Below are 21,239 nucleotides of genomic sequence, written 5' to 3' on the forward strand. Positions count from 1 at the left end.
AGCGAAAGAACTCACCACCCGGTTGACAGATAATTTCCAGACTTTAATTCCTGCATCTTCAAGTTAATTGCGTATAGATAAAATAATTCAATTTGTCCTTTCAACTTCCATATATTGTTTCATATTATTACTATTTTATTTTAAATTATCACAATGGATATTACCCTGCGTCAATATGTCAATTCTCACAGGGGTAAGTGCTTGGTAGGCCTAGATGCAGGAGGATTAGATGGCTGAACAATTAGAGTTTTTTGCTATTCCAAACCCTTGCAAGGGGGTTTGTGAATCTGATTCCCGTGGTTTCTGCCGAGGATGTTATCGGAGCAGAGAAGAGCGATTTATGTGGATGAAGTTATCCGATAGACAAAAAAGAGAAATATTTAGGTTATGTCATCAGAGATATCTGAGGATATTAAAAAATAAGGGAAAAAAAGATGATATTACACCGAATCAACCTGAATTATTTTAATTTTCTACTGATTTGTTTAAAAAAATACTTACATGAATAATAGTTTATGATTGCCTTAAAAATAAGAAATATTACCAGTATTAAATGATGTATAATTTATATTACACGCTTTTTATTTGACATAGGTCGTTCGTAAATATCGTTACTGTTGACTGATTACCGTGTTTCGGTAAAATTTTCTTATCAAAGAATTACTTATTGAACAATAAAAGAGCTTATTTTCTATCTTATTGTTTTTAATGTTATTTATTATAATGTGAACTATCATTGTAAGAGAAAAATGATATTAATGTAAAAATATATAGATTAGTATTTGGATGGCGGTTATTCTTATAGAACTTTAACCGAGTGGAACTGTATCTATTTTTAGGGTTTGTATTTATTTTGTTGATATTTAAAATTACAATAGTTTAGCTAGAGGATTATTTTATACAGTTTATATCGTTGGTGGATTAATGCGCGATTTTATTCGGTGCGCCGTAAAACTTCGCTCTTTAGGGCGACGAAGATGTCAACTTTGAGTAACAAGCCAACGCGACACTAATTAGGTAATTAGCGAAATTTCTGACTCTGCTAATGTAAGCATGATATAGGTGCGTATCCATTATTCATATGAATAAACTGATTGGATAATTCATTGATGTTATATGAGTCTCTAATTATAAGGAGGGGTAATTGGAATTGACATTGGGATCAGACCTAGCACGTTTAGTTCGTGTTTGGCGCGCTTTAATTGATCATCGTTTGAAACCGTTGAAATTAACTCAAACACATTGGGTTACTCTATACAATATTAGTCAGTTACCACCAGAGCAGTCACAGATACAACTTGCGAAAGCTATTGGTATCGAACAACCCTCTTTGGTGAGGACTCTGGATCAATTAGAAGAAAAGCAACTGATTACACGTCACACATGTGCTAATGACAGGCGTGCGAAAAGAATCAAATTAACCGAGGAATCGGAAACTTTTATCAGAGAAGTTGACAGTGTTATTGGCTCTACAAGGAAAGATATCTTGGAGGGAATTACTCATGATGAGTTAATTCTGCTTGCTTCTGTAATAAAAAAAATCGAAAAGAATATTAGCCAATTGCATAAACAGGTAATATAAAAATTAACCGATGAAGAGAAAATCGCGGTCCAGCAGATACTGGCAAGCCGCGATTTTTTTGTTTGATTGTACGTGAACTAATGATGTCAGAGTGGTGATACTGTAGTCGAATTTCCACCGTCAGCGATCTTGACACGTTGTCCTTTGCTGAATACGACTTGATCCAGTTTCTGTACTACAACGATATTTCTTCCGCTATCCGTGCGAATATCTAATTCGACACCTTTCGTTTTATTGATGGCCCCTTCAATCCCCTGGCCAGCCACTCCACCAGCAATAGCACCTGCGGCCGTAGCAAGTCTTTGGCCTGTACCATCACCGACCGTGTTACCCAATAACCCTCCTAAAACAGCACCACCAATCAAACCCAGCATGTTTGGGTTACCAGCCTGAGCACCTTTAATATACACAGGACGTACAGATAGAATAGTGCCGTAGGTTACGTTTTGAACTTGTTTGGCTTGATCAATAGAGTAGGTATCACTAGAAAGTGCTCCCATGTCTGCGCAACCAGACAATGTTGTTACTACAACTGCACCAACCAGGAAACGTTTGAACATAGTTACTCCTAATTTTAATGCCCAATGGGAAAGCCTGATAATAAACCTACAACCAAGCATTAGGCTACTATTGCCAGCAACAGTCATAACAAATTTGCTGGCTACTAATTGCCGATACACTAACAGCTCATTTCTCGATAAATAATAAATAATGAAGACGAACTCCTAAAGGAATAATTCCTGACCAAAAGTTTAGCATGTTTTGTGAAGGACTCTCCAAAACTCAGATTTTATCTCTGATATTGACTGCTAAACATATATAGTCCAAATAGATGTGTTTCATAGTTTATGTAAGATTAAATGTAATCTACGAACGAAATGTAATCCACTCTTTAAATAGGGGAGTATTTATGAAGTCAGGACGTTATATCGGTGTCATGTCTGGTACTAGCATGGATGGAGTTGATGTTGTTCTGGCGGCGATTAGCGATAAAGTTGTTGCACAGCAAGTGAGTTATTCTCACCCATTTCCACAAGAGCTTAAGCAAAAATTGCTTTCCATCTGTCAAGGTCAACAGACGACATTATCTATGGTTGGTCAGTTTGACTATGAACTTGGAACACTTTTTGCCGAAGCAGTAAAAGGTCTGATGGACAAAGCTGGGCTAACCGCAAGCGACATTACAGCAGTTGGCTGTCATGGGCAGACAGTATGGCATGAACCAGACGGCGAAAAACCCTTTACTATGCAAATCGGTGATAATAATCGTGTCGCTGCATTGACCAATATTACTACTGTGGGCGATTTCAGGCGGCGTGATATGGCTTATGGTGGTCAGGGCGCACCTTTAGTACCTGCATTTCATATGGCGGTTCTCGGGCATCCAACAGAAAGACGCATTATTCTGAATATTGGCGGGATCGCAAATATCTCCGCACTTCTGCCAGATTCTGCTGTTAAAGGATATGATACTGGGCCAGGGAATATGCTGATGGATGCCTGGATATGGCGGCATAAGCAGTTACCTTATGATAAGGATGCTCAGTGGGCAAATGAAGGAACAGTCAATCAACGCTTGCTCCAGAAAATGATTTCTGATCCTTATTTTGCACGTATTGCACCGAAGAGTACGGGGCGTGAGTACTTCAATATGGCATGGTTGGAAAAACAGTTGACAGATTTTCCCGACGTCTCATCTGTAGATATTCAGGCAACGCTGGCTGAACTAACCGCGGTAAGTATTACACAGCAGGTAGTGTTGAGTGGTGGGTGTGAACGCTTGCTTGTCTGCGGAGGTGGGGCACGAAATCCACGTGTAATGAGCCGCTTATCTGCTTTATTGCCAATTACTGAAGTTGCTACTACCGACAAATATGGGTTGAGTGGTGATGATATGGAAGCACTGGCATTTGCTTGGCTGGCATTCCGCACTATGTCTGGATTGTCGGGTAACTTGCCGTCAGTAACGGGTGCGGACAGGGAAACGATTTTAGGGGCAATTTATCCTGTTGCCAGCAGATAACAATGATATGTTAATACTCACTAAGAAATTGAGAGTTAGAAATGTCAGAACATAATGAAACGGGTATTGCAGACCTGCGCCGCGAATATATACGTGGCGGATTGAGGCGGAAGGATCTTACTAAAGAACCGATTGAACTTTTTGAACTTTGGTTGAAACAGGCTTGTGAAGCCAAACTCCTTGACCCTACGGCAATGTGCATTGCTACAGTTGATGAACACGGTCAGCCTTACCAACGTATTGTTTTATTAAAACATTTTGATGCCCGTAGCTTGGTTTTTTATACCAACCTTGGTAGCCGCAAGGCGAAGCATCTGACCCAGAATAACCGAATCAGCCTCCATTTTCCGTGGTATCAGCTTGAACGGCAGGTCAGTTTCCTTGGCAAAGCTGAGCGCTTATCTCCTACAGAGGTCGTGAAATATTTTCATAGCCGCCCAAGGGATAGCCAAATCGCTGCATGGGTGTCACAACAATCTTCCCGTATTTCTACTAGAGGCATTCTAGAAGGTAAATTTCTGGAGTTGAAACAGAAATTCCAGAGTGGAGAAGTGCCGCTACCCAGTTTCTGGGGAGGATTTAAAGTCGAATTCGATTCTGTGGAATTCTGGCAGGGAGGCGCGTATCGCCTTCACGATCGCTTCTTATACCAGCGGGAAGGCGAAGAATGGCATATTGATCGCCTTGCACCCTAAGAGATTAATTACTGTTTTTAATACTGGCACTTAAATTACTGGCGTTTTATGCTATAGCACGCAATTTATAACGAGTTACTTATATAGGTCATTATATAGGTAAAGTATACAAACCGATGGAGCCATTGATGTTTAGCAATAACCTGATAAAACAACTGCAAGATCGGGGCCTTGTTGCCCAGGTAACGGATGAAGAAGCGTTAGCAGAGAGGCTGGCGCAAGGTCCGGTTTCTCTCTATTGCGGCTTCGATCCTACCGCTGACAGCTTGCATTTGGGGCATCTGGTTCCCTTGCTGTGTTTAAAACGATTCCAACTGACCGGGCATAAGCCTATTGCGTTGGTAGGTGGTGCGACAGGTTTGATTGGCGATCCAAGTTTTAAGGCAACTGAACGCAAATTAAATACAGAAGAGACCGTTAAAGAGTGGGTTGAAAAAATTCGTAAACAGGTTTCACCATTCCTCGATTTCGATTGTGGTGAAAACCGTGCGGAAATTGCCAATAACTATGAGTGGTTTGGGGAAATGGATGTGCTTACTTTCCTGCGTGATATCGGAAAGCATTTCTCCGTTAATCAGATGATCAACAGAGAAGCGGTAAAGCAGCGTCTACATCGTGATGATGTTGGTATTTCGTACACTGAGTTTTCTTATAACCTGTTGCAATCGTATGACTTTGCTAACCTGAATGGAAAATATGGTGTTGAATTGCAGATTGGCGGTTCAGACCAATGGGGCAACATTACTTCAGGTATCGACTTAACGCGCCGCTTACACCAGAAACAAGTTTTCGGTTTGACAGTGCCACTGATCACTAAATCTGATGGTACTAAATTCGGTAAGACAGAAGGTGGTGCAGTTTGGTTAGATCCAAAGAAAACCAGCCCGTATAAATTCTACCAATTTTGGATTAGTACCGCGGATGCAGACGCTTATCGCTTCCTGAAGTTCTTTACTTTTATGAGCATTGAAGAGATTAATGCTTTGGGAGAAGAAGATAAGAACAGCGGTAAGGCTCCGCGCGCTCAATATGTATTGGCAGAGCAAGTGACGGGTATGGTACATGGTGAAGCCGGTCTTGCTGCGGCGAAGCGCATTACTGATAGCCTGTTCTCTGGCATTGTTGCAGACTTGACTGAAGAAGATCTTGCTCAATTGGCGCAAGATGGTATGCCAGCGATTGAACTGGAAAAAGACGCTGATTTGCAACAAGCTCTGGTCACCGCTGGGCTAGTACCTTCCCGTGGTCAAGCTCGTACCATGATCGGTTCTAATGCGGTTTCCATCAATGGTGAAAAACAATCCGATGCTGAATATACGTTCGCGGACAGCGATCGTTTGTTTGAGCGTTATACTTTGTTACGTCGTGGTAAAAAGCATTATTGCCTTATCAACTGGAAATAATTCATAAAGACGTAGTTGTAGTTAAAGACATAGTGAAAAACAAAGTTAAGGGCAACAGCAATGTTGCCCTTAAAAAATTCGACTTGTTAATAAGCCGCTCATGAATCATAAAATAATAAATTAGGCCTTATCATGAAAAATGTTCTTTCAATTCAGTCTCATGTTGTTTTTGGTCATGCTGGAAACAGTGCTGCTGTTTTTCCAATGCGTCGAATGGGAGTGAACGTATGGCCATTGAATACGGTTCAATTTTCCAACCATACCCAATATCCTCAATGGCGTGGTTGTGTTATGCCGCCAGAGCATTTGGCTGAAATTACCCAGGGAATTGGTGAGATTGATAAATTAGTTTCCTGCAATGCGGTACTGAGTGGTTACATTGGTTCTGCGGAACAGGGAAACTATATTCTTGATATTGTAAAACAGGTTAAGCAAGCCAATCCCGAAGCATGGTATTTCTGTGATCCCGTGATGGGACATCCAGAAAAAGGGTGTATTGTCGCTCCTGGGGTTGCTGAATTCCTCTGTGAAAAAGCATTACCCATCAGCGATATCATTGCTCCTAATTTACTGGAGCTTGAAACGTTGAGCATGCGGAAAATCGAAAATGTAGAACAAGCTATATCCGCAGCCCGCGCATTATGCGAAAAAGGCCCAGAGATTGTTTTAGTCAAACACCTCAGTCGTGCAGGCTACCGAGCAGATCGCTTTGAAATGCTTTTGGTGACTAAAGAACATAGTTGGCATATTAGTCGTCCATTGATTAATACGGGTGAACGTCAACCTGTGGGTGTTGGTGATTTAACGAGTGGTTTGTTGCTCGTCAATTTACTGAAAAGTACATCATTAACAGATGAAGCATTACAAGCCGCGCTGGAACATGTTGCATCAGCAGTCTACGAAGTGATGCTGGAGACTCAAAAGAGAGGGGAATATGAGCTACAGATCATTGCCGCTCAAGATAAGATGGTTACTCCAACACATCAATTCAGAGCTGTGCAAATTGGCTGACAATCAAGATTGTCGGTGAAGTTATGCTTCCGGTAGCTTAAATTATTTTTTTGGCGCACCGGAAGCGACAATTCTCAGATTTAAATTAACCCTTCTGCTTTTAAAGCATCTTGAACATGTAAGCGCTGTCTGATATTTTGCAGATAGGCACTCAAATGGCTGAGTTCAGACAAATCCAGTGTTATATCAGGTGTCCAGCCACAGGTTGTGAAGAGATAAGCATCTATGACTGTAAAATGATCGCCCGCAATATACGAGCGTTTTGACAAAATACCATCAAGATAAGTAAATTTTTGCAGTAATTTCTGTCGGGTAATCGAACGATAGCTCTCTGGTGCCTCCATTGCTGGAGAGAATGCCCAGAAGCTTTGATGTATTTCGCTGGCGACATAACTCAGCCATTCGATTTGTTGGTAGCGTTCCAAAGTACCCGCTGGCGCGATTAGATTTCTGTCTGGTTTTTGATCCGCAATATATTGCACAATTGCAGACCCTTCCGTGAGAATGACATCATTGTCGAGAACCAGTGCTGGAACTTGTCCCTTGGGATTGACTTTGAAAAAATCAGTTCCATTTTCTGTTGTTTTATCTTTTAAATTTACCTTTATGAGGCTGAAATCTAGCCCAGTTTCGCGGAGAATAATGTGAGGAGAGAGTGAACAAGCTCCCGGTGCATAGTACAGTTTCATATGTTGCTCCTTAATCAAGTCCTTAATATAGAAATGCAGGAAAACGAAAGAACACCAGTCAAGTTTTTATGTTATCAATTTATCTTACATTAACTGGTAATAAATTGGATGTGGTATCTGTCGGCGCAGCATTCCAAGTAAAGTGTAAATTAGAACAATATGAGGATAGATGAAGATGATACAGAGATGGTGGGAAAGAAATAAGCCCAGAAATACAGTTATCACTAGGCTTATTTTAAGATATCAATGAGTTATTGAAATTATTTCAATTCCAACTCATTCATGGCAGCGATACTGAAACCGCCATCGACGTGCAGAATTTCGCCTGTCACACCGCCAGCTAGATCAGAACACAGGAATGCGGCTGCATTACCTACATCTTCTGTTGTTACAGTACGGCGAATAGGTGTTACCGCTTCGCAGTGTGCCAGCATTTTGCGGAAATCCTTGATGCCAGATGCCGCTAGTGTACGAATTGGGCCTGCGGAAATACCGTTAACACGAACACCTTCAGCACCCATTGCATTCGCCATATAACGTACATTAGCTTCCAGAGAAGCTTTTGCCAGACCCATTACGTTGTAATTAGGGATTGCACGTTCTGCACCCAGATAGCTCAGAGTGAGCAGGGCTGAGTTAGGATTCAACATGTTACGGCATGATTTCGCCATAGCGACGAAGCTGTATGCGCTGATATCATGTGCAATTTTGAAACCTTCACGGTTGACGGCATTAACATAATCACCATCAAGCTGCTCAGCAGGAGCATAACCAATAGAGTGAACGAAGCCGTCAAACTTAGGCCATACTTTACCTAGTTCAGCGAATAATGCGTCAATACTTTCATCTTCAGCCACATCACATGGCAGAATGATGTTCGAATCCAATGATGCAGCGAATTCTTCGACACGAAGTTTCAACTTGTCATTCTGGTAGGTAAAAGCCAGCTCAGCTCCCTGATCGTGCATTGCCTTGGCAATTCCATAAGCGATAGACAGTTTGCTGGCGACGCCAGTAATGAGAATGCGCTTGCCGGTCATGAAACCCATAGCAGTATCCTTATTGTTCTTAGTGGTCAACACCAGAGTTATATTGTGGAGTAACAAAAATATATACTTACTATAACTAGGGTATTTGTTGTTAATAAACGGGGACGATTCTACCACGCTGGAGAAAAATGTGGTGAGTTTCCCACGCTGCTCCGAGCAGTGAATAAAACACGCCCAGTAAAAAATATTAGGTGATATCCTGCCGCCATGCTTCGGCGGACAGTGGTTCGCCAAAATGGCTGGATATCAGTTTACGTGTAATATCGTGTAATGGTGAGGCCAGTACTTCCGCTGTATTGCCACGTTCTACCACTTCTCCCTGATGCATTACCAGTACCTGATCACTGATGTGTTTCATCATGCCGAGGTGTTGGGTGACATAGATATAGGCAATGCCGTGCTTCTCTTGCAGCTCCAACATCAGGTTAATGATTTGGGAACGCATGGACATATCAAGAGAAGCCAATGCTTCATCTGCAACAATAATTTGCGGTTGCAATATCAGCGCCCGTGCCAATGCCACGCGCTGCTTCTGACCTGAAGCGAGCATGTGCGGATAATAGTAGGCATGATCTGGCAGCAAACCAACTTGACGTAATGTCTGGTTGATTTGCTTCTCTCGCTCAGAAGAAGAAAGTTCCGTATTCAAGAGCAACGGCACATCTAGAATCTGTCCAATACGCTGACGGGGATTCAATGATGTACTGGGGTCTTGGAAAATCATGCGGATACGTTGGCTGCGATAGCTGTAATCCCCATAGGCCAGTTTATGGTTATTAATCAGGATATCGCCCGAAGTTGGTTCGATAACACCTGACAGCATTCTTGCCAGCGTGGATTTACCGGAGCCATTCGCACCAATGATTGCCAGCGTTTTTTTGGGCTGCAAAGTAAAGCTCACGGGCTTTACAGCATCAAGGTGGTGATGGCGAAACAGTCCGGTTCGGTAGCGGAATGTTTTAGTCAGATTTTTAACTTCCAGTAATGTTTCAACCAATTACTGTTCCTCCATGTTCAAGGGGAAATGACAGGCGAAGACATGATTTTTAACTCCCCGTAAACGTGGGGTTTCAATACAGGTTTTCTGGGCATAGGGACAACGAGGTCCTAAGCGGCATCCTATCGGTAAATGCTCCAGTGATGGAATAGCCCCTGATAGAGTATTCAAACGGCCTTTATGAGGCAATGGATTGCCAAAATCAGGAATTGAGCGAATAAGTGCCTGAGTATAAGGATGATGAGGTGTCACTAGCAATTCATCGGGTGTGGCACTTTCCACTGTTTGACCGCAATACAGTACATTAATGCGCTTGACCAGTTTGCTCATCATTTGCAGATCATGGCTAATCAGCAAGATTGTCATGTTGTTGTTCTGGTTTAGGCTCGATAGTAAGCGGAATATCTGGGCTTGTGTTGTTGGCTCCATTGCGTTGGTGGGTTCATCCGCAATCAGCAGTCGTGGCTGGTTGGCGAGTGCAATGGCAATCATCACTTTCTGACATTCTCCATCCGTTAACTCATAAGGATAACAGTGCATGATGGCATAGTGATCTTTAATCCCAACCCGATGCAGCAGTTCGATGGCACGCCGTTTTCGCCAATTGAATCGCTGCCACCAGCGGCCCTTATAGGTCCAGCCCGGGATGGACTGAATGAGCTGTTTGCCAATACTTTCTGATGGATCAAGGCATGACTGCGGTTCTTGAAAAATCATCGAAATGTTGTGTCCGATTACTTTCCGACGTTGTCTTAACGTCAGGCGCAATAAGTCAATGTCGTTGAAACGAAAACGGTCTGCGGTGACGCTGAGGTTGTCTTTCGTGACACCACAGATAGCCTTGGCAATCAAACTTTTACCAGATCCTGACTCGCCAGCTAATCCGAGTATTTCACCTTCTGTCAGTGAAATACTCATACGGTCAACCACTTTAACGGGGCCTTCTGACGTCATGAATTCAATGGTGAGATTTCGGATATCGAGTAGAGGCATTATTCGACTCCTGCATTAATGGCGCGGTGCAGGCCGTCACCGAGTAAATTAACCAGTAAGACACTGAGCGTAATGGCAGCACCGGGTAACATGACGGTCCAAGGGGCAGAATAAATGAGTTCCAATGAATTTCCCAGCATGGCTCCCCATTCAGGTGAGGGTAATTGAGCACCTAGATCGAGAAAGCCTAACGCAGCAATATCAAGGATAGCGATAGAGAGAGTGCGGGTTAATTCACTGACTATCGCCGCCGTAATATTAGGAAAGACGGCATAGCGCAAAATACGATAATTTGAAGCACCATCCAGACGTGCTGCGATAATATACTCTTTATCCAACTCATCGTGTACAGCAGTATAAATTGTGCGTACTATCCTTGGCAGTAATGCCAGCCAGATAGCAATCATTGCATGTTGCAGACTGGCTCCTACAAAAGCCACGATAATGATAGCCAGTAACAGTGAGGGAATTGAAAGTAACGTCTCAAGAATATGGTTCAAGACAGCAGACTTCAGCCCATGGGTCATACCAGCAAGGCTACCGATAGCTAATCCAGCAATTGCCGCTGCGGCAGTCACAATTAATGCCGCTCCAAATGTGGAAGACGTACCAATCAGCAAACGACTGAAAATATCTCGCCCGAGATCATCGGTTCCAAGGAAAAAGGCGACATTCCCGTGGTGTGACCATGACGGGGGCATAAGCTGGTACATAAATTGCTGATCAAGTTGATATGGGGCAATTTGCCCACCCAAAAGACTTAATGCAATTAAAATCAGTACCCCATAAAAGCCCGTCATTGCCAGTATATCAGCATAGAAAAAACGCCAGATGACTTTCAGTGGAGAAGGCATTTTCTTTTCACGGTAGAAATTATCTAAGGGCATACCATTCCTTATGCTTCAGGGGATTAGCTATCGCGCCAATAATATCAGTCAGCACATTCACTGAAATAACCAAAGCTCCGATCACCATCACGCCAGCCGAGATGGCTGAATAATCCTGCTGGCGAATGGCGATGATGAGCCAGTGTCCCAAACCCGGCCAGTTGAATACCTGTTCTGTTACCATTGCTAGCGTGAGCATGGTTGAAAATTGTAATCCCAGTTTAGGAATAATGGGGGGCAGGGCATTATGCAACAAATGGCGCCGAATAATCGTCAATCGTGATAATCCGCGAGTGGCGGCCGATTTGATATAGTTTGATGCCGAGACTTCCTCTGTACTGTTGCGCATTAAACGAATGACTTCGGTCATGGGTGCAACGGCCAGTGTGATTACGGGTAAAATCATGTGCAAAATGACATTCAAGATCATCTCATTGCGATAAGGCTCCTTGGACAGCCAGGCATCAACCAGTGCGGAACCTGTCACTTGCTCCATCCGATACAGTAAATCAAATCGTCCTGAGACTGGCAGCCATCCCAAATACAGTGAAAAGAGGAGAGTGAGTAGCAGGGCCAACCAGAAAACAGGGATGGAAAAACCCAATAGAGCAAATGTACTGATGATTATATCTGCCTTTTTGTTGCGCCAGACGCCAGCAATGATCCCCAAAGGAATGCCGATTAATAACGCCATAGAAAAAGAGAGAATACAAAGCTCCATGGTTGCAGGAAAAACGCCGTACAATTGTTCAATAATGCGTTCGCCGTTAATGCTGGAAATGCCAAAATCCCACTGTAACAGGCTGTGGAAATAGAATACATAGGCGTCAGTCAGTGATGCACCGCTCAAAGGTCCATGAGGCGTGAAATACATCAGGCTGAAACTGATTAATGAAAGAAAAAACAGCGTCACAAGCAGAAGCAGCAAACGACGCAGAATATAAATAATCATTTGCTTTCCTTTTTATTTCCAGTCGGCGTGGTCGTTTCCTGTACGCGGTAGACTCCGGCAAAGGAGCTATTGCCAAACGGGCTCAATACTAATCCTTTAATGTTATAACGAAATATCTGTAATCGTGTTGGATAAGCTAATGGTAATACAGGTAATTGCTGGGCAAGGATTTGCTGGGCAATATGATAGTTTTCAATACGTGATGCAAGCTGCTGATTTAATAAGGCTTGATGGAGTGAATCATCAAAGGTTGAGTCGCACCAGCGGCTCAGGTTGGTTTGGGAAGAGATGGCTGCACAACTCAATAGTGGTCGGAAAAAACTGTCAGGATCGTTACTGTCAGTAGACCAGCCTGCTAGAGTCATGTCATGGGTTTTATCCATCAGTTGGTTTTCCTGAGCACGGCCTTCGACAGGACGGATAGACATCTTAATACCAACCTGTGCCAAATCTGCCTGAATCAGTTCTGCCATTTTCAATGGGCTCGGATTATAAGATTGTGAAGCCGTTGGCACCCACAATGTCAGTTCTAATCCATTTAATCCCAGCTCAGTTAGCATTTTTCGGGATTTTTCGGGATTGTATTCGGTGATTTCCGCACTATTATCATAAGCCCATGATGCGCGTGGTAAAATTGAGGCAGCTGTTTCAGCTGTGCCATAATAGATGGATTTCATCAGTCGCTGATTATTGATGGCATACGCAATGGCTTGACGAACTGCTAGCTTGTCCAGCGGTGGTTTGCTGGTATTGAACGCAAGATAGGCGATATTCATACCTGAGCGTAATGTCTGGTGCAGGTTTGGATTATCATGCAGCACACTGAACTGATTGGCAGGAGGATAGGCCAATACATCACATTCCCCCGTCAGCAGTTTAGAAATTCTGCCTGTGCCGCCGGCACCGGCATCTATAACAACCTGTTCCATGTGTGGCTTGCCTTTCCAATATTTATCATGACGGATAAGTCGAATAAATTGTTCTGCCCGATAATCTTCCAGCATGAATGGCCCTGTTCCGACTGGTTTCCAATCAATTTGTTCCTGTCGATTTATCTTATGCAGTTTCTGCCCATACTCCTCAGACAATATTGGGGCATAGTGAGTTGCCAAGTGCCAGAGAAACGACGCATCAGGTGCATTAAGGCGAAATTCGACTGTATATTTATCGATTTTTTGAATACTCAATACAGAATCACCAAATTGCAAACTATCAAAATAGGGGTAATGCCCACCGTTGACATAATGGTAATAGTGCGTTTTGTCGAATAAGCGACGGAAGCTGAAAACAATATCATCGGCATTCATGGTACGGGTTGGCGTAAACCAGTCCGTTGATTGGAAAGCGACATTATGGCGCAGGTAAAAGCGGTATGTTGCCCCGTTGTCCCGCACTTCCCAGCGGGAAGCCAGTTCTGGTATCAAACGATAGGTCAGAGGGTCAACACCTAAAAGACGATCATACATCTGGGCAGCCAGAGTATCCACAGTCAGGCCGCTGATAGCCATCTGAGGGTTAAAAGTACTCAGATTACCGTTAACGCAATAAATAAAACCATTCTGCCGCAAGGCAGCCGACACATAGGATAAATTATCCAATGTGTCGTCAGGAATCGCTTCGTGAGTAGCTTTAGTCTTTTCTGGAATAACATTGTCAGCAGCCAGTGTGGATGCTGAAAGCAATAATATGATCCAGTAAATCAAATAGCGCATATAAAACATCAATCATAAAAAAGAGTTTGTGCATTGTAACTTAATTAACGCTTTCTGCTCAAAAACAACGAGTAGATCACTATAATGAGAAAAATTCTCAATAAAACACTTTACAAATCGCATTGAGAAACATTATCATTTATATCGTGCTTTGGAGAGACATCTTGTGATACTAAATATGTTTTCTCAGAAAAAGCACGACATTGCTCACATTGCTTCCAGTGTTTTTATTAGCCAGCTCGGGTGCTGGCTATTTTTTTATCCCTTTATCTTCTAATTTATCTTCCCTTTTAATCCATGACATGAATGTTGATATGGTGTTTTTTGATTAATCCACGTAGTTGATGGTAGGTCAGGTTGAGTTTCCCAGCCGCTTTTTTCTGGCTGAACTGGCTTTTTTCCAATGCCTGTATAATCAACTGTTTTTCGCTGTCATTTTGCCACTGTCTTAAATCGAAAGGTAAGTTGGGGAGGGAATAAGGCGTCACTTTATTATGATTACACGCAGGAATAGACATTTGTGAAGAAAATATTTGTGATGATGCAAAGGGATTGATAATGATGGTATCTAATTCTTTTTCATTATCTCTGTGTCGATAAATAGAGCGTTCTATCACATTCTTCAATTCACGAATATTGCCGGGCCAGTGATAAGTAAGTAACTGTTGCTTGGCTTCATCGGTAAATCCGGGGAAGAACGACAGGTTCAACTCTCGGCACATTTGAATGGCAAAGTGTTGTGCCAGTAACATGATATCTTGCTGCCTTTGGCGCAGTGGCGGGATTTGGACAACATCAAATGCCAGCCTGTCGAGCAAGTCAGCTCTGAATTTTCCACGGGCAGCCATGGCAGGTAGATCTTCGTTGGTTGCACAGATCAATCGTACATCTACCTGTAGCGACTGATTGCCTCCCACCCGCTCAAGATGGCCGTATTCAATTACCCGCAGTAGCTTTTCCTGTACCTGCATAGGTGCGGTGGCCAATTCGTCAAGAAACAGCGTTCCACCATCGGCACGCTCAAAACGTCCTTGATGTTTGGAACGTGCGCCCGTAAATGCACCCTCTTCATGGCCAAACAGCTCAGAATCCAGCAAATTTTCATTAAGTGCGGCACAGTTGAGGGAAATAAAAGAGCCTTGCCAGCGTGGAGAAAGGTAGTGCAAACGGCGTGCAATTAATTCCTTGCCCGTTCCTCGTTCTCCCAGCACCAAAACGGGTTTATTTAATTTTGCAAGTGCAGAGACTTGCTCCAGAACTTCAATAAAACAGTTTGCTTCGCCTAATAGGTTATCAATGAATTGATGCATAGTATTTTTCGCCAATAATTGGTTAATTTAACTACCCTAAACCATGATGTTAAAAAGTTAAAGAAAAATTATATCAGATAATTCAATTTGATAAGTTAAATATGAAAGTTGGCACGTATATTGTATTTACTTGTCTTACAGTGTATCCGTTTTAACAGTACACAGGCATAACATACATACATTCTAATGAAAGAGGTTTATGACTATGGGTATTTTTTCTCGTTTTGCTGATATCGTTAACGCCAATATCTCTTCCCTGCTGGATAAAGCAGAAGACCCGCAGAAAATGATCCGCCTGATGATTCAGGAAATGGAAGATACGCTGGTGGAAATCCGTTCAACATCGGCCCGCACATTAGCAGAGAAAAAACAGCTTTTGCGTCGTATCGGTACTGGTGAGAATCAAATAGAAGGCTGGCAGGAAAAAGCCGAACTGGCGTTAAGTAAAGAAAAAGAAGATCTGGCTCGCGCCGCTTTGATTGAAAAACAGAAAATCAGCAATTTGATTGACGCGTTGAAAAACGAACTGTCTATTCTGGATGAAACCCTTGGACGTATTAAAGGGGAAGTAACTGAATTGGAAAACAAACTGACAGAAGCGCGTGCAAGACAACAATCACTGACCCTGCGCCATCAGGCAGCCGCATCTTCCCGTGAAGTACGCCGCCAACTGGACAGCGGTAAAATTGATGAAGCTATGGCACGTTTCGAACAGTTTGAGCGTCGAATTGATCATATGGAGGCAGAAGCGGAAGCTATTGGGCTGGGCAAACAGAAATCACTGGAGCAGCAATTTACAGAATTAAAAGCGGATGACGAAATTAGTGCACAATTGGCAGCCTTGAAAGCTAAAATGAGTGTCAAAGATTCACAATGACTAATCATTGACTCACCATTTAAGGAAAGATAATGGGCTATATATTTCTTGGAATCCCACTGATCCTCTTCGTGCTTTTTGTTTTACCCATCTGGTTGTGGTTGCACTATAGTAACCAGAGTCGGGGTCAGTTAGGGAGCAATGAAATTCAGCGTTTGGAGCAATTGGCAGAGAATGCACGGCATATGCAGGAGCGAATTAAAACGCTGGAAGAGATACTTGATGCAGAGCATCCAAACTGGAGACAATCATAATGTCGAATACTTACCGCCGGAAACTTTACCGTCTTCCAGAGCAGGGGATGGTGAAAGGAGTTTGTGCAGGGCTGGCGAGTTATTTTAATGTACCGGTTCCGCTCATGCGTACCATCACGGTATTATCGTTGTTCTTTGGATTATTTGGCTTCACGGTATTGGCCTATATTATCTTGACCTTTGTTATGGATCCCGCGCCAGCGGGATATCAGGCAGAGGACGTAAATAAGGGGCCATCGGGACAAAATATACTGGATGAAGTTGATTACCAACTGAAAGCAAGTGAAGCGCGCCTGCGTCAGATGGAGCGCTATATCACCTCTGATACCTACAGTGTGCGTAGCCGTTTTCGTCAGCTTTAACCGTGGCAAGCTTTATGTAATAGCATCTAAGCCATAGATAAATATGAAATCTGGCCAGTAACGACAGTGAAGATGCCAAATTTTGGCAATAATTCTGTTGATGTTACCAGGCCGGATATAAATTGAGTCACGGTATTCCATTTAGGAGAAACATGAAACGGTTGCAAAACGAATTGAAATCCCTTGTTAATCGTGGAGTAGACCGTCATTTGCGGCTGGCGGTGACAGGATTAAGCCGCAGTGGAAAAACGGCATTTATTACTTCTTTGGTGAACCAGCTTCTTCATGTCCACAGCGGGGCTAGATTGCCGTTGTTTTCTGCTGTGCGGGATGGACGTTTACTTGGTGTGAAGCGGGTGCCTCAACGGGATTTTGGTGTTCCCCGTTTTGCTTATGATGAAAATATTGCAGCATTGCGCGACACACTACCTTATTGGCCAATACCAACACAGGGCGTGAGTGAAATCCGTCTGGCTCTGCGTTATCGCTCTGAAGATTCCCTGCTTCGTTATCTTAAAGAAACTTCCACCCTGTATCTGGAAATCGTTGATTATCCGGGAGAATGGCTACTGGATTTACCGATGCTGGAACAGAGTTATCTGGCATGGTCACGACAGATGAACGGTATGCTGAAAGGGGAAAGGGCAGATTGGGCTAAACCATGGCTCGAATTATGCCAACAGTGCGATCCTCTAGCACCTGCCGATGAAAATTTGCTTGCCAGAATCGCACAGGCTTATACGGATTATCTGCATCAATGCAAAACGCAGGGGTTGCATTTTATTCAGCCGGGTCGTTTCATATTACCGGGTGATCTGGCAGGGGCACCGGCGCTACAATTTTTTCCGTGGCCGGATATTAACGGAATTGGGGAGCCACAACTGTCCAAGGCGGATAAACATACCAATATTGGTATGTTGCGGGAACGATTTGCCTATTACTGCGATCACATTGTAAAAGGTTTTTATAAAGAGCACTTTCTCCGTTTTGATCGACAAATTGTTCTGGTTGATTGTTTGCAGCCATTAAACAGCGGTCCACAGGCTTTTAACGACATGCGTCTGGCTCTGGCACAGCTCATGCAGAGTTTTCATTACGGTAAGCGAACCTTATTTCGCCGCTTATTTTCACCTTGCATTGATAAATTGATGTTTGCAGCAAGCAAGTCTGATCACGTGACCGCTGATCAACACGTTAACCTCATATCTCTCTTACAGCAATTAGTTCAGGAAGCGTGGCAGAATGCGGCCTTTGAAGGGATCAGCATGGATTGTGTTGGTTTAGCATCTGTTCAGGCTACTGAAAGTGGTATCGTGCTTCACGATGGTGAAAAAATCCCCGCTATCAAGGGAAATCGGTTGTCAGATGATAAATTACTGACGTTTTTCCCGGGAGAGGTGCCACAGCGTTTACCGAACAGTGATTTCTGGCAAAAACAAGGGTTTAATTTTGAATCTTTTCGGCCAAAACAAGTAAATGTAGATACACCGTTACCCCACATCCGCATGGACAGTGCGATGGAGTTTTTATTGGGAGATAAACTAACATGACTGATCCCTTGAAACCGAGAATTGATTTCGACGATCGTTTACAAACACAGTCGGAACCCTCATTGAAATCTCAGAAAGAATTCAATGGACAGGAAAATGAGTTCTGTCCAGTCGCGCCTGAACGGGAAGCAGAAGAGCAAGAAAGCGAGTTTGAAGGCGCAGTCAATGCCGCTCTGAAACCAAAGCGTAGTTTTTGGCGAAAAGTTTTTTCCGGTGCGGTTCTGTTGTTGGGTATTAGTGTGGTTGCGCAGTTTATTCAATGGATATACCAATCATGGCAGCAACACGATTGGATTTCGCTGGGTGTGGCCGCCGCAGGCAGTATGATTGTTTTTGCAGGCATAGGTACTGTAATAAGCGAATGGCGGCGTCTTTATCGTTTGCGTCAACGAACGGAAGAGCGCGATATAGCGAAGTCATTATTGCAAAGTCACGGTATAGGTAAAGGGCGTCAATTTTGCGAGAACTTGGCGGAGCAGGCTGGGATCGGGCAGCAACATCCGGCATTGCAACGTTGGCAGGCTGCGGTACATGAGACTCACAATGACCGTGAAATCGTCATGTTGTACAGCAAACTTGTTCAGCCCGTTTTGGATGTTCAGGCTAAAAAGGAGATCAGCCGCTCGGCTGCGGAATCAGCTTTAATGATTGCTGTCAGTCCGCTGGCTATCGTGGATATGGCCTTTATTGCATGGCGAAACATTCGCCTTATTAATCGCATTGCGGCACTATATGGGATCGAATTGGGCTACTTCAGCCGTATTCGCCTGTTCCGATTAGTCTTGCTGAATATAGCTTTTGCGGGTGCATCGGAGCTGGTCAGGGAAGTTGGTATGGATTGGCTGTCACAGGACATTGCTGCCCGGCTTTCGGCGCGTGCCGCTCAAGGTATTGGTGCTGGGTTGCTGACGGCACGCTTGGGTATCAAGGCAATGGAACTGTGTCGTCCTTTACCGTGGATTGATAGTGATAAGCCAAAACTGGGGGATTTCCGCCACCAGTTGATGACTCAGCTTAAAAGCACGTTACCGACGAAGATGAAAAGTGCAGTAAAAAGAACAGAGAACAGCACAGTAATCAAATAGTGGTTATTTTGACGCCCTGTTTTATCGTCAACTTTTGCTGACAGGGGGCTTCATCTATTGCATCTTAACGGGTAACATTTCAGACGGTTATGAACATCGTGTAAATAAGGTCGGAATAAATGCGATTGGAAGTTACTTGTCAGGATCGAATTGGGTTGACTCGCGAGCTACTTGATTTACTGGTTTTACGAAATATTGACCTGAAAGGAATTGAGATTTCTCCTGCACGTCGTATTTACCTTAATTTTACTCAAATTGATTTCAACACCTTTCGCTTATTGATGGCGGAAATTCGCCGTATTAACGGGGTAATAGATGTCAGGACGGTTGCTTTTATGCCGTCAGAAAAAGAGCACAGGGCAATGTGGACATTGCTGGAGTCTGTTCCTGAGCCCATTTTTTCTATTGATATGAAAGGAAACATTGATCTGGTTAATCCGGCATCTTTAGTATTATTTGGTCTCAACAAAGAGAGAATTGGTCAAAAAAATATTGGCCACCTCATCAGTAATTACAATTTCCTCCGCTGGCTTGAGAGTGAACATCATCAACCTCATTCGGCAAATTTAGTCATCAAAGGTCAAGATTACTGCATGGATATTATTCCCATGCAATTAACGGATGAAAATCAGTCTGTTAAATGTGTGGGGGCTGTGATTATGCTTCGTTCGACCACGCGTGTTGCTCTTGCCCCATCGAGTAAAAAGTTTACTGTGAGTGATGACAGTGCTTTTGACAAAATTGTCGCTGTCGGCCCGAAAATGGTTCATGTCGTTGAGCAGATACGTAAAATAGCGATGCTGGATGCACCTTTATTGCTGATTGGTGATACAGGAACAGGAAAAGATGAATTTGCCAAAGCTTGTCACCTGCGGAGTTCAAGAAGAAAACAGCCTTTTCTAGGATTGAATTGTGCTTCCATGCCGGATGATGTTGCAGAAAGCGAGCTGTTCGGTTATGCCGCAGGGGCTTACCCGAATGCACTGGAAGGTAAGAAAGGTTTTTTTGAGCAGGCTAATGGTGGCACGGTTCTGTTGGATGAAATTGGTGAAATGTCGCCACAAATGCAGATCAAGTTACTGCGTTTTCTAAATGATGGGACGTTTCGTCGTGTTGGTGAAGATAATGAAGTCAAAGTTGATGTCAGGATTATCTGCGCTACTCAAAAAAACTTGGTCGAGTTGGTGCAGAAAGGGGAATTTAGGGAGGATCTCTATTACCGGCTTAATGTATTGACTATTACATTGCCTCCTTTGCGGGAACGTCAGGCGGATATCATGCCGTTGGCGGATTTTTTTGTTACCCGCTTTGCTGAAGAACAGGGGTTGGAAAAGCCTAAACTCGCTCATGAACTGGAACACTTTTTGTGTAGTTATCATTGGCCGGGAAACGTCAGACAATTGCGCAATGCTATTTATCGGGCACTCACTCAGTTTGAAGGTCACCAGTTACACCCTCAGGATATTCAGTTACCTGAATTAGAGACAGAGGTTGCATTCAGTGACGATATTTTGGCAGGCTCTTTGGATGAGATTAGTAAACGTTTTGAACGTTCTGTACTCATTCGCCTTTACCGTCATTATCCAAGCACCCGAAAACTGGCTAAACGGCTAGGAGTTTCTCACACAGCCATCGCGAATAAATTACGTGAATATAGTTTAAGCGGGAAAAAACAGATGGCCGAACATGAAGATGATGAGTAATTTTCATCAACTTAGCTGTTTTTAAGTATTAGGGACTGTTGATGTTTTATGTTCATAAATCAATCAGCCCACATTGGTAACCAAACGAGAGTAAATGCCAGTGCT

At 43.3% G+C, this 21,239-nt stretch carries 21 protein-coding genes; 12 read left to right on the forward strand and 9 right to left on the reverse strand.

The annotated features are described in order from the left end of the window. The first annotated feature begins 229 nt into the window (after positions 1-229). Both NXS07_RS14745 and slyA read left to right on the forward strand, forming a co-directional pair. The gene (locus NXS07_RS14745; RefSeq protein ID WP_038191005.1) at positions 230-469 is read left to right on the forward strand and encodes a DUF1289 domain-containing protein; all 240 of its coding nucleotides are present in this window, start codon (positions 230-232) and stop codon (positions 467-469) included. Positions 470-1,144: 675 nt separating this feature from the next. Then, positions 1,145-1,582 (forward strand): transcriptional regulator SlyA, encoded by a 438-nt coding sequence (gene slyA / locus NXS07_RS14750; protein ID WP_012988918.1) that lies wholly within the window; start codon positions 1,145-1,147, stop codon positions 1,580-1,582. Between the two features lie 86 nt (positions 1,583-1,668). Here the strand turns inward: slyA and NXS07_RS14755 are convergent, their stop codons facing one another. After that, complete coding sequence (locus NXS07_RS14755; RefSeq protein WP_038192216.1) at positions 1,669-2,142, reverse strand: outer membrane lipoprotein; 474 nt, start codon at positions 2,140-2,142, stop codon at positions 1,669-1,671. 350 nt (positions 2,143-2,492) lie between these two features. Between NXS07_RS14755 and anmK the strand changes: the two genes are divergently transcribed. The 4 genes from anmK to pdxY all read left to right on the forward strand — a co-directional run bounded on the left by anmK (position 2,493) and on the right by pdxY (position 6,714). Then, on the forward strand, positions 2,493-3,605 hold the full coding sequence (gene anmK / locus NXS07_RS14760; protein WP_258087037.1) for an anhydro-N-acetylmuramic acid kinase: 1,113 nt from the start codon (positions 2,493-2,495) through the stop codon (positions 3,603-3,605). A 41-nt stretch (positions 3,606-3,646) separates the two neighbouring features. Then, positions 3,647-4,300, forward strand: a complete 654-nt coding sequence (gene pdxH, locus NXS07_RS14765; protein ID WP_038191015.1) for a pyridoxamine 5'-phosphate oxidase — start codon at positions 3,647-3,649, stop codon at positions 4,298-4,300. A 128-nt stretch (positions 4,301-4,428) separates the two neighbouring features. Beyond that, the gene (tyrS, locus tag NXS07_RS14770; protein ID WP_258087038.1) at positions 4,429-5,703 is read left to right on the forward strand and encodes a tyrosine--tRNA ligase; all 1,275 of its coding nucleotides are present in this window, start codon (positions 4,429-4,431) and stop codon (positions 5,701-5,703) included. A 132-nt stretch (positions 5,704-5,835) separates the two neighbouring features. Further along, the gene (gene pdxY, locus NXS07_RS14775; protein ID WP_258087039.1) at positions 5,836-6,714 is read left to right on the forward strand and encodes a pyridoxal kinase PdxY; all 879 of its coding nucleotides are present in this window, start codon (positions 5,836-5,838) and stop codon (positions 6,712-6,714) included. Between the two features lie 80 nt (positions 6,715-6,794). Here the strand turns inward: pdxY and gstA are convergent, their stop codons facing one another. The 8 genes from gstA to pspF all read right to left on the reverse strand — a co-directional run bounded on the left by gstA (position 6,795) and on the right by pspF (position 15,303). Beyond that, entirely contained in the window at positions 6,795-7,403 is a 609-nt protein-coding gene (gstA, locus tag NXS07_RS14780; protein ID WP_038217659.1) for a glutathione transferase GstA, read from the reverse strand. A gap of 260 nt (positions 7,404-7,663) precedes the next feature. Beyond that, positions 7,664-8,452: an enoyl-ACP reductase FabI gene (gene fabI, locus NXS07_RS14785; RefSeq protein WP_038192206.1), complete on the reverse strand. Its 789-nt coding sequence runs from the start codon at positions 8,450-8,452 to the stop codon at positions 7,664-7,666. A gap of 187 nt (positions 8,453-8,639) precedes the next feature. Next, positions 8,640-9,449 (reverse strand): putrescine export ABC transporter ATP-binding protein SapF, encoded by an 810-nt coding sequence (gene sapF, locus NXS07_RS14790; protein WP_038192204.1) that lies wholly within the window; start codon positions 9,447-9,449, stop codon positions 8,640-8,642. Beyond that, complete coding sequence (gene sapD, locus NXS07_RS14795) at positions 9,450-10,442, reverse strand: putrescine export ABC transporter ATP-binding protein SapD (protein ID WP_038192202.1); 993 nt, start codon at positions 10,440-10,442, stop codon at positions 9,450-9,452. It abuts the gene before it with no gap. Then, positions 10,442-11,329 (reverse strand): putrescine export ABC transporter permease SapC, encoded by an 888-nt coding sequence (gene sapC, locus NXS07_RS14800; protein ID WP_238127016.1) that lies wholly within the window; start codon positions 11,327-11,329, stop codon positions 10,442-10,444. The genes sapD and sapC overlap by 1 nt, the downstream gene beginning before the upstream one ends. Beyond that, positions 11,316-12,281 carry a putrescine export ABC transporter permease SapB gene (gene sapB / locus NXS07_RS14805; RefSeq protein WP_046337037.1) on the reverse strand — a complete coding sequence of 322 codons (966 nt, stop codon included), beginning with the start codon at positions 12,279-12,281 and terminating at the stop codon, positions 11,316-11,318. The genes sapC and sapB overlap by 14 nt, the downstream gene beginning before the upstream one ends. Then, a complete protein-coding gene (gene sapA, locus NXS07_RS14810) occupies positions 12,278-13,993 on the reverse strand; it encodes an ABC transporter substrate-binding protein SapA (protein WP_258087040.1) in 1,716 nt (571 codons plus the stop codon). The genes sapB and sapA overlap by 4 nt, the downstream gene beginning before the upstream one ends. Before the next feature lie 290 nt (positions 13,994-14,283). After that, positions 14,284-15,303: a phage shock protein operon transcriptional activator gene (gene pspF, locus NXS07_RS14815; protein WP_038206166.1), complete on the reverse strand. Its 1,020-nt coding sequence runs from the start codon at positions 15,301-15,303 to the stop codon at positions 14,284-14,286. A 205-nt stretch (positions 15,304-15,508) separates the two neighbouring features. Between pspF and pspA the strand changes: the two genes are divergently transcribed. The 6 genes from pspA (at position 15,509) to tyrR (ending at position 21,134) form a co-directional block, all read left to right on the forward strand. Next, positions 15,509-16,180 carry a phage shock protein PspA gene (gene pspA / locus NXS07_RS14820; protein ID WP_038192192.1) on the forward strand — a complete coding sequence of 224 codons (672 nt, stop codon included), beginning with the start codon at positions 15,509-15,511 and terminating at the stop codon, positions 16,178-16,180. 32 nt (positions 16,181-16,212) lie between these two features. Continuing rightward, complete coding sequence (gene pspB / locus NXS07_RS14825; protein ID WP_012988901.1) at positions 16,213-16,434, forward strand: envelope stress response membrane protein PspB; 222 nt, start codon at positions 16,213-16,215, stop codon at positions 16,432-16,434. Continuing rightward, on the forward strand, positions 16,434-16,796 hold the full coding sequence (gene pspC / locus NXS07_RS14830; RefSeq protein ID WP_038192190.1) for an envelope stress response membrane protein PspC: 363 nt from the start codon (positions 16,434-16,436) through the stop codon (positions 16,794-16,796). The genes pspB and pspC overlap by 1 nt, the downstream gene beginning before the upstream one ends. Before the next feature lie 152 nt (positions 16,797-16,948). Further along, entirely contained in the window at positions 16,949-18,346 is a 1,398-nt protein-coding gene (locus NXS07_RS14835; protein ID WP_258087041.1) for a YcjX family GTP-binding protein, read from the forward strand. After that, positions 18,343-19,431, forward strand: coding sequence for a YcjF family protein (locus NXS07_RS14840; RefSeq protein WP_038221326.1), 1,089 nt, complete (start codon positions 18,343-18,345; stop codon positions 19,429-19,431). Before NXS07_RS14835 ends, NXS07_RS14840 begins: the two co-directional genes overlap by 4 nt. Positions 19,432-19,550: 119 nt before the next feature. Next, complete coding sequence (gene tyrR, locus NXS07_RS14845; protein ID WP_038221324.1) at positions 19,551-21,134, forward strand: transcriptional regulator TyrR; 1,584 nt, start codon at positions 19,551-19,553, stop codon at positions 21,132-21,134. Positions 21,135-21,239: the final 105 nt, after the last annotated feature.

It is taken from the genome of Xenorhabdus bovienii (assembly GCF_024721015.1).
Classification (GTDB): domain Bacteria; phylum Pseudomonadota; class Gammaproteobacteria; order Enterobacterales; family Enterobacteriaceae; genus Xenorhabdus; species Xenorhabdus bovienii.